Here is a 13434-nt window from a genome sequence, read left to right on the forward strand (position 1 = left end):
TGACCGATCAACTCCGTTCTAGCCGATCAGGACGACACATGTCGCCGCTTCCCCGTTGGACTACCGGAATCAATCGTCGGGCGACGTTTCCGCGTGCCAATCGTCCTCGAACGGACTGAAGAGCTCGTCGCGGACCATGCGGGCGCGCTCGCGCAGCTCGCTCACGGCAACCGACGATCCTGCGATGCGCCGACCCGCTGTGTTCGGCAGGGTAAGAGAGCCCGAGATGGCACCGCGTCCAAGGATGAACTCGCACACCGTGTCGCCCTCGTTCACGAAGACCGGAACGATGACGCGCTCCGTGCGGTGATGCTCGGCGAGCGCGAATTCGTAGTCGAGCAGGGCATCCGCCACGGCGTCCTCGGTGCAGACGCGTGTGGCCGCGACGAGCAGTTGTTTCATGGGGCCCTCCGTTCGCCGGTGTTCGGCGCTTCACGCCTTGATATTCAATAGCGGCACCGGCATTCGCATAAGGGCCTGGCGAAGGGCGGCAGCGCGTGGCATGCTTGCGCCCTGGCTCTTTATGGGCGCGCCGTCACCTCGCCCAGTGCGCCTCGGGCAGTTCACGGAAGAGCTGTTCGCGCGACAGCGCCAATTCGATTATCTCGACGATTCCAGGGATCACCGGATGCGCCTGCTCTCCCGCGCCACGCCACCTGACGTTCTCCGGTTCGATCGCATGGACAGGGGCCGCGCCCACGGCTTCGATGACGGAGACGAAAGCGCCCGTGGCGCTCAACGGCGACAGCAACTCGGCGCTTCTCGCGCGGGCATCCATCAGGTTCTGCATGAGGTCGACGCGACCGAATCGCTGCGCCCCGTTCTGTGGCAGGGTGAGCCGATCCTCCGTGTAATGCAGCACCGCGGTGCCCTTCGAGCCTCGAACCATGACGAACGGGCTGTCCTCGCGTGGTCCAGCGAGTGTGAAGGCGCACGTGAGGGCCCCGTCGAACGTGGCCCTCCCCGCTGTGCTCGGAAGGACGCGCACGACAGACGTGTCGTCGACGTCGATCGCGTTCGCGCGGTGCAGGTCGGTCTCGACCGATCCGATGGCATCCGGTGCATTCCAGCCCGCCACGGTCAATGCCGTCATGACGGCATGGGCGAAGGGGTTGGAGACCGCTCCGTCCGAGACACGATGACCGTTCAGCATCCTTCGACCCGCCCAGGGAGCCCTGCCCCAGTAGGCACGGTCTCTCGTCCAGGAGCCTCCCGCTCCGATCGCCTCGATCGTCCCCAGCTGCCCCCTCGCGATGACCAGACGCAGTTCGGCGAGCGCCAGCGATCCCAGGCTCTGGAATCCCACTTGCACGAGCCCACCTGTGCGTCGCTCCACCTCACTCAGAGCCTCGAATGCGGCCAGATCGGTGACCGGCGGCTTCTCGAGCAGAACATCGGCACCCGCGCGGAGCACCCGCGATGCGAGCTCCGCATGCGTGTGCAGCGGCGTGGCTATTGCCACGATGTCCACCGCGGTGGAGTCGAGCAAGTCCTCCAGGCTGGGCAGGATGCGCGGAAGGTCGCCTTCCACTCGCCTTCCCTCGCGGTAGATCGGACCGTCGAACGTGTCGACGAGCCCCACGAGGCGAGCCTTTCCCGACCGCTCAAGCTCCTGCACCCTGAGCACGTGCGCGGCGCCGTAGCCGTGAACACCCACCACCGCGATGCGGGCCGGGCGCGCCACGGCGTCCGGCCCACCCCGCGTAGAGGTCTCTGTCGTCGACGTCACTGTGCTGTTCCGGATTCCGCAAGCAGACGCACCGTGAACGCCGCAGGCGCGATTCCTCCTGCTCGGGCGCGAATCCCGCCGACCGCATCCGTCCCACCGAGAAACGCGTAGTCCTGGCCCGGTTGGTACGGCAGCGGGTCACTGCTGAGCTGCGGCCCATCGACCTCGATGCTGATCGCATCCGCACCGACTCGATATCTGCCTCGTCCTTCGGGTAACACCCACGTGTCATCCGCTCTCCGCTCTCCCCCCTCGAGCACGCCGCCTTCCCGGAAGCCGAATTCGATCGACCACGGCAGCTCAGGCGAGTCGATGGACACCTCGAGAATGAGGCCTTCGTCGAGAAGCCGAGCCCCGATCCGAGTCGTCATCGACACCTGATCCCTGCCTCGCACGGAGAACGCCATCGACGCGCTGAAGCGGCCCTCGTCTTCCAGTCGGTATCCGCCCGCCGCTGCCCGGTCCTCGGCAGCCAGAGGCTGGTAGTACGCGGCCGTGAGCGTCTCCTCGAGCAGGTAGGAGTCGTCCTTCAGGCGGCGCATGCCTTGCGCCCGGAAGGGTCCCAGGTCGAAGAACGAGCGGGACAGCCGCACGGAGTCGAGGATCGCCGCTCCCGCGAACAACCTGCAGAAGGTGGGGTTGTTGGCGAGCCCCGAACGGATGCGTCCCTGCGTTCCGTAGTCCGACCCGCCGTATAGGACGGTTTCGGTTCTCTCGCTTCGCCGTCCGGCCAGCGCGACGGCCTCGAGGAAGTACGAGCCCATCTCGTTCTTCCGCGCCGCTGGCAGCGGCTCGAGCAGTCTCGGATTCAGAAGCGTCTCGGCCAGAAGCTCAGGATCGGTCACCCCGTCGCCTTCGGCGCGCCGAGCCGCGGCGGCGAAATCGCCGCGTCCCGAACGGATGGCGGCGTCGCGGAACGCGGCGAGGTAGTCCCGCAGTGGGAAGTGCGCGGCCTGATCCTGCCGTCGCGACTGGACCGTTTCCACCGTGTCATCAGGCCGGATCAGCGTGAGCGTCGCCTCGAGGTTCCGCAGCACGACGTCAGCAAGATCGGGCCTGTCCAGTACCTCCGCCAACAGGGTCAGCGACGGATTGCTCACGTGCGCCGCGTAGTTCGGGCTGCGCTCCGAATAGAGCCCATCCGGGTCGACATCCACGCCCTCATCGAGCCACTCGTTCGCCCGCTCTATGAGCCGGCGGTCGGAGAAGGAGCGATGAATGCGAGCGAGCGCGGCGCTGATCTCCCAGCGATGGTTCGGCGTGTGCACCCCGCCTGTGAGCAGAGGCGGGGTGACGTCGCGGATGATGGCGGCGAGCACATCGAGAATGTCATCCAGCTCGTTCCGCGGACCATTCGAGTGGAGGAACTCGTAGGTGTCGCATACGTCGTTCACCGTGAACGCGCTGTCGGGCGGTGACTCCAGGTTGTCACCGCCGGCGAACAGCCCGGAGCGCGATTGCCGAGCGCGCAGCAGTTCGACGCGTTCGATCGCAGCGGCCAGATACCGGCCGCGCTCCTGCTCGCTCACGTCACCGGACGCCACCAACGAGAGCAGCACCTTAGCGTCTCGCATCAGCTCACGGTGCGACTGCGCCGAGATGGTCGGGCCGCCCCGCGCAAGCAGCACGGCGGCCCGTCGCGTGGCCGCCGCTACGACGGCGTCGTGAAAGTGCGTATCGAACACTGGAACCTTTCCTCGATGTGGTGCTGAGCTGCGGGTCCGGTGGTTCACACCTTCGTATCCGTCTGACTGTGCACGAACTCCTCGATCTCGAACGGCAGCCGGCCTATCGCCGCGGCCATGAGCCGCTGCCCTGCGACCACCTCGACCGCGACGCGTGCCAGCCCGTCGGCTCTGCCGGTATCGAAGTCCGCGAGCTCGCCGTCGTGAGCGCGACCGATCGTGATGCATGTCGCACCAGATCGGCCAAGCGAATCGGGGATCGCACGTTCACGCGAGTCTCCGATGAGGATGACCGTCGTACTGCCATCCACCGACTCCATCGGACCGTGCAGGTACTGGTGCGTCGAGTACGCGGATGCCGGAATGCGCAGGCATTCCCGGGACAGCAAGGCGATCTCCGCCGCGGCGGCGAAGGAGTCGCCAGCTCCGATGACGTCGATCCAGGATGCGCCGGCCAGCACGTGCGCGAAGTCGTCGGCCGGACGGACGAAGCGCTGGAGAGCGTCACCCACTTCGGCGGCGATGGATCCGCTGCCTGAGGCGATTCCGAGGGCTCGCGCGAGTCCCCGGTATGCGACCAGCATCGCGGTGAACCCCACCGTGTACGCGCGGGAGTCGGGGAAGTCGCCCAGCTCGATCACGGCATCAGCGATCTCGGCCACGGGTGCGGCGGGATCGTTCGTGATCGCCATTCGCCTACCGGCCGCGAACGCACGCGCGAACTCGATCGGCTCGGGGCTACGACCGGATTCCGAGACGACCACCACGTGATCGCCGAGGCTCGCGGCTTCGAGACCCCTGCCCTCTGAGGCGATCAACGGCAGCGCCCGGATTCCCGCCGCGCGGAGCAGCCGAGCGAACGCGTGGGTGGAATGGTGCGCGGCTCCCATGCCGGCGAGCACGACCGTCTCCCCCGCGCGCCACGGAACGATCTCTGCGGGAAACTCGGCGAGGCGGGCATCCAGCTCCGATTCGAGCCTGGCGAGTCGGGCGGGCTGTGAATCCATCGCCTCCGCGAATGAGACGAACTCCATCAGTCCTTCAGCCCAGCGTTGATGTTGGCGTTCATCACATACTTCTGGAAGACGAGATAGATGAGGATCAGCGGGATGATCGATATCACCGATGCCCCGAGCAGCACCGACCAGTTGATGTTCTGCGCGCCCACGATGCTTTCGATGCCGATCTGCAGCGTAAACTTGTTCGGGTCGTTGAGCACGAGCAGCGGCCAGATGTAGTCGTTCCATCGCCACTGGAACGAGAAGATCGCCAGCGTGAGCATGATGGGGCGTGACACCGGAACCATGATGCGGAAGAAGATCGACAGCTCCTTGGCTCCGTCGATGCGCGCCGCCTCGACGATCTCGTCAGGCACCGTCAGGAAGAACCCGCGGAACATGAGCACGCCAGTCGCCGTGAGGATCGACGGCACGATGATGCCGGCGAGCGAGTTGTAGAGGCCGAGGTCGCGAACGACAAGGAACGAGGGCGCCAGCATGACCTCGGTGGGCAGCATCGTCGTGGCGAGGATGCACACGAAGAACACCTTGAGCCATCGGTTCGAGTACTTGGCAAGCGCGTAGCCCGACGCGCAACTCGCGGCGACGGTCAGCACAGTCGTGACGACGGCGACGATGATCGTGTTTGCGAAATACTGGGCGAAGTTGAAGCTCTGCCACGCCGTCTGGTAACCGGTGATGGTCCACTGTTTCGGGAACAGGGTCAACGGGTAGGAGAACAGGTCGCCCGACGGCTTGAACGAGCTCAGGATGAACCAGAGGAGCGGGAAGGCGAATCCGATCGCGAAGACCCACAGCAGAGTCGTCGCCGAGAGATGTCTCCCGAGTTCGCCAGGCGCCATGCCCTTCTTTCTGCTCTTTCTGCGAGACGGGCGACTCTTCATCGAACCAGCGCGTGCACCCTGACGGTCGTTGAGGACTTCTGCCTGCGTCGTCATCGGGGACCTGCCTTCCGGTTCACAGCCAGCTGGATGAGTGCAACGGCCATGAGGATGATCATCAGGATGAAGCTGGCCGCGCTCGCGTAGCCGATCTGGCCGCGCTGGAAGCCCGTCTGGTAGATGTACTGCACCAGGAGGTTGTTGTCGGTCCCGGGCCCGCCGTTGTTCAGCGAGAGGAAGAGTGCGTACTCCTTCATCGTGCCGATCGTGGTGAGCAGGATGACGATGAACGAGGTCGGCGCGATGTTCGGCAGGGTGATCGAGAAGAACAGCCGAACCGGACCTGCACCGTCGAGCGATGCCGCCTCGTAGTACGAGGTCGGAACGTTCTTGATCGCTGCGATGAACAAGAGCATCGAGAACGCCATCCCGGCCCATGTGGCCGCAAAGACCACCACGAGGAGCGAGAGGGTCGCGTTCGACTGCCACGGAACGGCCTTGCCCCCGAGCGACTCGACGACGAAGTTGATGAGCCCGAAGTTCTCACCGAACAGCCAGCGCCAGACGACACCGGTGATGATCGGCGAGACGAGCCAGGGGATGAAGAAGATCAGTCGTGCGGCGACCTTGCCCTTGGCGTACTTGCTCACCATGAGGTTCGCGATGAACAAGGAGAGCGCGTAGCTGATGGGCACGACGAGCACCGTGTACTCGAACGTTCGCAGCAGAGCGGCATAGAAGCCGGGGTCGGCGAGGAGCTGCGTGTAGTTGCTCACGCCGACGAATTGCGGGTCGCCTACTCCCGTGTAGTTCGTGAACGAATAGCCGAGGCCGATGGCCGCCGGCCAGACGAAGAAGAGCCCGAAGAGAACGACGTTGGCGGCGATGAGCGCGAGCGGCGCCGCCGTGTAGTGGTTGAGGCGCACACGGCGACGCCCCTTCGGAGCAGGGACTCGGCGTCCCTGCTCCGAAGCGGGTCGAGCTGCCGCCGTTCCGGTGATCGTCATCGTGGATCGCTGATCGGTCGGCCTACTTGCCGACCTGCTGGTTGTAGCTGTCCACGATGTTCTTGAGTGCGACATCCACCGTCTCCTGGCCGTTGATGGCCTTGCCGATCTCCGTAACGCTCGGGTCCGTGGTCAACGACTTGCCCGCAAGAACCCACTTGGTCTGCGCCTGGTTGAAGTAACCCGAGATGGAGGCGTACAGCGGGAGCTCCTCGTTGTACAGCTTGAAGGCATCCTGCGCGGCCGTCGACGTGAAGGGGTACTGCGGGTTGAGTCCGCTCTCCACCGGGAGGTACCCGTTCACCTCTGTGAGCTTCTTGTACTGCGCGGGCTGGTACATCCAGGTCAGGAAGTCCTTCGCCGCCGTGGCCTCGCTCGAGTTGTTGTTGAAGCCGACGACCAGTCCGCCCGAGTTCACATCGCTGGCCTGCACGGGCTGCGCCGGTGTCGGCACGCTGGCCCAATCGAACTTGGTGATGGTCTCTGCGAACGAGGAAACCTGCCACACGCCCGACCAGTAGGCGACCACCTGGCCGCTCTGGAAGAGCGCCGACGGGTCGGCGCCGCTGGTCCAGACCGATTTGGGCATGGTGACGTCGTTGTTCAGACTCACGAAGTACTTGACGGCCTTCGCCGTCGCGGCGTCGGTAGAGAAAGTGCCGCTCGAGTCGGCGTGCACGTACTTGCCGCCCATCTCGTAGACCATCGCGCGAAGACGCGAAGGCGACGCATCGTAGGTGAGGTCGTACTTGGCTCCTGTGGCTTGGCGCACCTGGTCGGCGGCCTTGATGAACTCAGGCCAGGTCCACGTCTTCCCTGGCGAGGTCGGGTAGGACACCCCTGCCTTGTCGAAGAGGCTCTTGTTGATGAAGAGACCGGATGCCGTGACATCCGATGGGATCGCCAGAACCTGTCCCTTGGACGTCTTGGCGATGAAGTTCTCGTTGATGTGATTCGCCTTCGTCTTCACGATCGAGGACAAGTCGATGAGCTTGTTCGTCCAGATCGGATCGAGGGACGGAACGCTCGCGATGTCGGGCAGCGCGTTCGCCTGTGCAGCATCGCGAAGCTTCGTCGTGTACCCGCTGTACGGGATGTTCACGATCTTGATCGATACGCCCGTCTTCTTCTTATACTGCGCGGCGAGCTGGTCGTAGCCCGCCTGCTGAGCAGCACTCGACGACAACCACAGCGTGAGCTTCTTCGTATCGCTCGCCGAGCTCGAACCGGAGGATGAGCACCCGGCGAGCACGAGTGCTGCGGCGGAGACCGCCGCCACCGCACCAAGGAGGCGGCGCGTACGCGACATCCCGGCCAGCGATTTCTTGAGAGTCATCATTGATTCCTTCGATGGGGCAGAGCCTTTCCGCTTGGTCCGGAACGGCCTGCGAGGGTTGTTGCAGACATTCATATCACTATGATGGATAAGTGGCAATGCGCAGCCTCATATATTGTCGCCTCACGTCAGAACGCGTGGATATTCGGAGTCTTCACTCTGATACGAAACCGTCCACGCAGAGGCGGGGTATCGAGATGATTCCCGCCGAGCGGCCGCGCGAGTCGACTATCGGCTGCACGGCGGTGCATGCTGCAACCATTGGTGACCGGAAGGGAACGCGATCGTGACGTCCACGGACGAGGGGGGCAACAGGACGCCCGCACGGGCTGGATCCGGCCGGCGCAGGGATCCGTCCGCCCCGGTCCCGCACAGATCGGGCCACTCCCGGCTCTCGCCGCGAACCGCTACTACCAGGGATGTGACCGCCATCAACCGCACGGCGATCCTCGATCTCCTGCGTTCGAACGGACCGCTCTCACGACGAGCCATCGGGCAGAACACGGGGCTCAGTTCCGCCACGGTGGAGCGACTCTGTCAGGCCCTTCTCGAGGAGGGCGCGATCGTGCATGGCGGGGTGGACCGTTCCTCCACCGGCCGGCCATCGCACCTCCTGAAGTACGTGGCGGGCATCCGCACCGTCGCCGCCGTCGACATGACCGAGAACAACGCGCGCGGCCGCATCATCGACCTCAGCGGCAATGTGCTCTACGAGACCTACGAGCCGTTCAACTTCCGAGACGTCGACGCTTCGACGGCACGACTCGAGGGACTTCTGACCCTGATCGATCGCATCACGTCAGGCGATTCCGGAACGGATGCGCCGCTCACTGGTATCGGCATCGCCCTTCCCGGCATCACCCACGAGGGCGTCGTGGTCAACGCCATCGAGCTGGACTGGCGCGATGTTCCCGTTGCGAGCATCGTGACGGAGCGCACCGGACTTCCCGTGCTGGCCGAGAACGACGCCAACGCCACTGCGTACAGCGAGCTGCTGCACGGCGCAGCACGGGATGCCGAAAGCGCCGTCGCTCTGGTGCTGGGCACCGGAATCGGTGCGGGCATCGTCAGCGAAGGGCGCATCCACCGAGGCTCGGGTTCCGTCGCAGGCGAGTTGGGGTATCTGCTCACTTCGACGAAGTCGTTCTCGCGCTACTTCACCGACATGGGCGATGTCGAGGGCCGCATCTCCGGCGAGATCCGGCCCTATATGCAGCACGGCGACGGCCACCTCGATCGCCGGATCGGTCCGGCCTTCCGCGCGATGATGAAGCTCGTCGAGGAGGGAGACGCCGACGCGGTGCGGGCCAGAGATGAGTTCTTCGACAACATCGCTCTGATCTGCGCGGCCACCGCCGTCGTCGTCGCACCGAGTGTCATCGTGCTCGCGGGCGCCTTCGCTCAGTACAGCGCACTTTCTGCGGAACAGATCACGAGGCGGCTCGTCGGTCGCATCCCGTCGGTGCCCCGCATCGTGCCCAGCCGGTTCGGCTTCGACGCCGCGATCACCGGCATCGGAGATCTCGCAATCGAGCGAGCGCGCACGGCCACTTACCTGGCATGAAGGGGCATCCGGATCGCCTGGTAGGTGTCGACGTCGGCGGAACGAAGACCCACCTGGCCCTCGTCGATGCTCGCGGTGCACGACGAGACGTCGCGCGAGCGTCGTCTGAGTGGCGCAACGGGCACCTCTTCGCCGACGACCACAACCTCGTCGCTCTCGCATCGTGGATCGCTGCCCACGCCGACATCGGGGTGGGGACGAGCGTGGTGATCGGGCTGCGTGACTGCGACACCGAAGACGCACTCGAACTCGCTCGCGATGTCGTCTCCCGTGCCCTGGGCATTCCCGTGCGCATCGAGAACGACGCGGACCTCCTGGCTCCCGCCATGGGGATGGAACGCGCTATCGCGATGGTGGTGGGTACCGGATCGATCGTGAGCGCCCGGGATGCGACCGGAACACGGGTCACGGCCGACGGTCACGGCTGGCTTCTGGGCGATTGGGGCAGTGGACCCGGCCTTGTACGAGACGCCTTGATCAGGACGCTCGCCGCAATGGACACGGGTGCCGACGCAAGCGATGACCCGCTCATCGCAGCCCTCCTGACTCATCATGGGGCGCACAGCGCGGCGGAACTCGCGGCGTCGGCGACCGTTTCCGCCTCGCCCGATAGCTGGGGTTCGGCCGCCGCGCTCGTCTTCGAGGCGGATCGCCTCGGATCGGCACTGGCGCGGGACTCGATCGGATTCGCCGCGGAGCGCTTGGTCGGCGGAGTAGCCTCCGTGGTGCGTCGCGGAGGACTCGGTGATCACGTCGTGGCCGCGGGCGGGGTGATCGTCAATCAGCCGGTTCTGCGCCGGGAAGTGAGACGGCGTCTCAACGAATTCCGTCGCCCGCTCGAGCTGAGGCTCCTCGACGTGTCACCGGTGGAGGGCGCCCTGCGTCTCGCCGCCGAAGCAACGCCACAGGCTCGCAGCCGGCCCTCGACGTCAGCGTTGAGATCCTGAGGCCTCGAACAGTTCCAGCTGAGTGAGCGGAAGCGGTCGTCCGCTGCAATTCTCGATCGTGAACCGGCGGACGGCGCCGGCCGCGGGTACGGCGAACGCTCGCGTCCGATTAGCCAGATCCCATTCAGCAGCGACCTCGAGCGTGCGGTGGCCGCCATCGACTGACTCCGCGCTGACGCGCCAGCGATAGTCCCCGGCAGACGCAATGGTCACGGTGTATACCGACGCCGGAAGTGCCTGGGCGGGTTCGATGGTGCAACTGCCGCCGGGAGCGAGCGATACGACGGATGCCCCGCGGTCGTCGATCAGAATCTGGCAGCCGGGAACGCCGAAAATGCGGGATCCACGGGTCAGGTCCCGCCGGGCGGAAGGCGGCTTCGGCTCGTCGCCGCTCGGCGCTCCCCAGCCGCTTGGCGCCTCGCCGAGCGAAAAGACGATGCGGGTCGCGGTCGCCAGCACTGCCGCCGGGACCGCGGGCCGATCCCACGGTTGTCCGTCGACGGTGACGCCCTGCACGAACCGGTCGCGCCGCGAATCCCCCCGGGCTTCGACCACGAGGTCGCCGATCGGACGGTGTAAGCGCATCAGCGGGAGCAACGGCGTCGTGAGCACGAACTCCGCGCCGGGCATCAACGGGTACAGCCCGAGGGATGAGAGCACCAACCACGCCGACATCTCGCCGTTGTCCTCGTCTCCCGGGTACCCTGCGCCGATATCCGAGCCCGTGAATCGCGTGCGCACAGCGGCACCGACGATCTCCTGGGTGCGCCAGGGGCGGTCCGTGGCCGCGTACAGATAGGGGATGTGGTGCGCGGGCTGATTGGAGAGACCGAACATCCCCATCCGCATGTTCCGTGCTTCGACCATCTCGTGGATCACCGTCGGATAGCTGCCGCGCCACCGCGGGTGCGCCGTCTCGGGGGTGGAGAAGAACGTGTCGAGGGCGCGGCGCAGTCCCGCACGACCGCCATGCAGAGCCGCCAGACCGTCCGGGTCCTGCGGAACCGCGAAGGCCATTCCCCACGCATTGGTCTCGGTATAGTCGCCGCCCCAGCGTCGCGCGTCGAAGCCGTCGCGCATCCTTCCGTGCTCGTCCCGCCCCCGGAAGAATCCCGTCTCGGAATCGAACAGGTTCACGTAGTCGCGCGATCGCAGGGCGAAGTAGGCGGCGTCGGCTGCGAACTCGTCCGCTCGCGGCCCGTGCGGGTCGCGCTCGTGCAACGTGCGAGCCATCCGCGCGATCGCTGCGTCGCAGGTCGCACCTTCGAGCGTCCACGAGACGGATTCGGGGACGGAGTCGTCCACCCATCCGCGGAACCGCGAGCGGTCGAGACCGCGGCGCCCGACTGCAGACCTGGCTGGCGGCACGGTGGCGTTGCGAACCGCGAGATCGTACGCCGCCTCCGCGCTGCTCCAGTTCGGATCGGCCTGCAGAATGGTGGCGGCCACAATGTCGGAGCTGGTTCCGACCATCGCGTCGGCATAGCCGGGTGCGCTCCATCGAGGCATCCATCCGCCGTCCCTGCCGTGCGCCAGCATGCCCTCGAACAAGCGTGCCGCCTGCTCCGGGTCCCTCAGAGCGAACCACGGCCAGATTGTGCGGTACGTGTCCCAGAAGCCGTTGTTGACCACGGCCGCTCCGTCGAGCACGCGGCGTGAGGTGCTGCGAGCGCCGTCCGGAGACGGGCTCGGGCTCACGTTGTCGACATGCACGATGCGGCCGTCGGCCAGCGGTTCGCCGACGTCGTTCGGGTAGACATGCATCCGAGCGAGTGAAGAGACAAGGCTCACTCGCTCCTCGTCCGTAGCGCCGCCGAGGTCGAGAGCCGTGACGTACGGCTCCCAAGCCCTGCGGCCGCGCTCGGCGATGTCCGCGGAGCTCACCGACCACGGCATCTCGCGCTCCGCATGCATCTGTGCTGTCTCGACGCCGACGTAGGAGACTCCTATCCGTACGCGGACCGCCGTCGCCGGCGCGGCTAGTTCGAGTACCCGGCAGGTGCGAGGGTGCGGTGAATCGGGATCGGCGCGGATCGCTCGAACCTCCGCATCGCAGGTGATCCAGACGAAGCGCGCCGGTGCGCCCTGCGAGGTTCGAGACGTCCCATCGACCCGGGCGGCCACGACGAGCCGGCCGTGGCCGTCGAGTTCCTCGGCGATGTGGCCATCGTCGGTGAGCTGGTCGATCACGAGCGTCGAGATCCCCGTCGGGTCGGTGAACTCGAATTCGACGGCGTGCCTTCCGGCACGAGCGGCCGCGCTGGAGCCGTCGTCGAACACAACGGAGTACTCGTGAGGTCGCGCCGACTCCGCGTCGTGCCGGAATATTCGTCGCCGGGCACGGCGATCCGAGGCGCCGTCCCTGGCGACGGGGAACACCTGCAGCGAGCCGCGCTCCCCGACCCATGGGCTCGGGATGCTCGAGATCGCGAGCGCCTCGAGTCCCGTCCGCCCGTGCTCGTCAGCGTGCGCTGACCAGGTGTAGACCCAGTCATCGCGGGATGCGTCGGTCACCGGAACGGCGAAGACGGAACCGTGCGGATGCGACGCGATGGGAACGGTGTTCCCGCGAGACAACTCGCTCGTCGAACGCGTGCCGCGACGCGTGTCGGCCCAGTCGATCGGATCGGGGCCCCGGCGTGGAGATGCGGCGATCCCGACGTATTCGACCCAGCCGCTCGCCAGAGGCCCGCCCGGCAAAGCAGTCGTGGGCGCGGGTGCGGCCCAGACCAGCTCGATCGTCGTCGCACGCGCACCGGCCCACGACGACAACGCGAAGCGCTTGAGCGTCCACTGGAAGGGCGGAAGCGTTCCGGAGTCGCCCTGCGCCTGTGGCGAGGCGGCGATACCGTACTGATCCAGCAGATCGTCGCCGGTCGTCGTGCCGTCGGCGAAACGCACGCGGATGCCGACATACGACCCGGCGACGTCGAGCTCGTCTCCGACGGGCTCGCCCCACTCGGGGAAGAAGGCCACCCGCACCTCGTCTTCGGCGAGAACCAGGTGATCGACCGAGGCGATGATGACAGCGTCGTGATCCGCCGACGCAGGCGAGACGGAATATGCCAGGCAGGGCCCCCGGTCGAAGCCGACGCCCGCCCTGTCCGCTGGTGCCACCCCGGGCCCGTCGCCCTCCCTGATGCGCAGCCCATCGCCCGTCTCGGTCTTTCGATCGAAGTCGCCATCACGGTGACGATCTCGAACGAGGGCTTCGTCGCTCACTGTGCGTTCTCCCGATCTGCGGACCTGCCGCCCTGTGTCAGCGT

The 13434-nt window shown here is 66.2% G+C and carries 10 protein-coding genes; 2 read left to right on the top strand and 8 right to left on the bottom strand.

Annotated features, from left to right (window positions below; translation table 11 throughout):
- Nucleotides 1–69: 69 nt before the first annotated feature.
- The 7 genes from ACYVI5_RS10490 to ACYVI5_RS10520 form a co-directional block, all read right to left on the bottom strand.
- Nucleotides 70–402 (bottom strand): hypothetical protein, encoded by a 333-nt coding sequence (locus tag ACYVI5_RS10490; RefSeq protein ID WP_460580122.1) that lies wholly within the window; start codon nucleotides 400–402, stop codon nucleotides 70–72.
- 133 nt (nucleotides 403–535) lie between these two features.
- Complete coding sequence (locus ACYVI5_RS10495; RefSeq protein ID WP_460580123.1) at nucleotides 536–1729, bottom strand: Gfo/Idh/MocA family protein; 1194 nt, start codon at nucleotides 1727–1729, stop codon at nucleotides 536–538.
- Nucleotides 1726–3414, bottom strand: coding sequence for a hypothetical protein (locus ACYVI5_RS10500; protein ID WP_460580124.1), 1689 nt, complete (start codon nucleotides 3412–3414; stop codon nucleotides 1726–1728). The genes ACYVI5_RS10495 and ACYVI5_RS10500 overlap by 4 nt, the downstream gene beginning before the upstream one ends.
- A 44-nt stretch (nucleotides 3415–3458) precedes the next feature.
- Nucleotides 3459–4448, bottom strand: coding sequence for an SIS domain-containing protein (locus ACYVI5_RS10505; protein ID WP_460580125.1), 990 nt, complete (start codon nucleotides 4446–4448; stop codon nucleotides 3459–3461).
- Nucleotides 4448–5275: a carbohydrate ABC transporter permease gene (locus tag ACYVI5_RS10510; RefSeq protein ID WP_460535918.1), complete on the bottom strand. Its 828-nt coding sequence runs from the start codon at nucleotides 5273–5275 to the stop codon at nucleotides 4448–4450. The genes ACYVI5_RS10505 and ACYVI5_RS10510 overlap by 1 nt, the downstream gene beginning before the upstream one ends.
- Before the next feature lie 92 nt (nucleotides 5276–5367).
- Nucleotides 5368–6321 carry a carbohydrate ABC transporter permease gene (locus ACYVI5_RS10515; protein ID WP_460580126.1) on the bottom strand — a complete coding sequence of 318 codons (954 nt, stop codon included), beginning with the start codon at nucleotides 6319–6321 and terminating at the stop codon, nucleotides 5368–5370.
- A 22-nt stretch (nucleotides 6322–6343) separates the two neighbouring features.
- Complete coding sequence (locus ACYVI5_RS10520) at nucleotides 6344–7657, bottom strand: type 2 periplasmic-binding domain-containing protein (RefSeq protein WP_460535914.1); 1314 nt, start codon at nucleotides 7655–7657, stop codon at nucleotides 6344–6346.
- A gap of 421 nt (nucleotides 7658–8078) precedes the next feature.
- Here ACYVI5_RS10520 and ACYVI5_RS10525 point away from each other — a divergent pair, with 421 nt between their 5' ends.
- Nucleotides 8079–9221: an ROK family protein gene (locus tag ACYVI5_RS10525; RefSeq protein WP_460580127.1), complete on the top strand. Its 1143-nt coding sequence runs from the start codon at nucleotides 8079–8081 to the stop codon at nucleotides 9219–9221.
- Entirely contained in the window at nucleotides 9218–10168 is a 951-nt protein-coding gene (locus tag ACYVI5_RS10530; RefSeq protein ID WP_460580128.1) for an N-acetylglucosamine kinase, read from the top strand. Before ACYVI5_RS10525 ends, ACYVI5_RS10530 begins: the two co-directional genes overlap by 4 nt.
- Here ACYVI5_RS10530 and ACYVI5_RS10535 read toward each other — a convergent pair.
- Nucleotides 10151–13390 (bottom strand): GH92 family glycosyl hydrolase, encoded by a 3240-nt coding sequence (locus ACYVI5_RS10535; RefSeq protein WP_460580129.1) that lies wholly within the window; start codon nucleotides 13388–13390, stop codon nucleotides 10151–10153. The genes ACYVI5_RS10530 and ACYVI5_RS10535 overlap by 18 nt on opposite strands.
- Nucleotides 13391–13434 lie beyond the last annotated feature (44 nt).

This window comes from Humibacter ginsengisoli, assembly GCF_054780095.1.

What these genes read in the sequence shown, in the direction of transcription:
- ACYVI5_RS10520 (WP_460535914.1), bottom strand. Translation starts at nt 7,657, where the DNA reads ATGACTCTCAAGAAATCGCTGGCCGGGATGTCGCGTACGCGCCGCCTC.
- ACYVI5_RS10515 (WP_460580126.1), bottom strand. Translation starts at nt 6,321, where the DNA reads ATGACGATCACCGGAACGGCGGCAGCTCGACCCGCTTCGGAGCAGGGA.
- ACYVI5_RS10510 (WP_460535918.1), bottom strand. Translation starts at nt 5,275, where the DNA reads ATGGCGCCTGGCGAACTCGGGAGACATCTCTCGGCGACGACTCTGCTG.
- ACYVI5_RS10530 (WP_460580128.1), top strand. Translation starts at nt 9,218, where the DNA reads ATGAAGGGGCATCCGGATCGCCTGGTAGGTGTCGACGTCGGCGGAACG.
- ACYVI5_RS10505 (WP_460580125.1), bottom strand. Translation starts at nt 4,448, where the DNA reads ATGGAGTTCGTCTCATTCGCGGAGGCGATGGATTCACAGCCCGCCCGA.
- ACYVI5_RS10490 (WP_460580122.1), bottom strand. Translation starts at nt 402, where the DNA reads ATGAAACAACTGCTCGTCGCGGCCACACGCGTCTGCACCGAGGACGCC.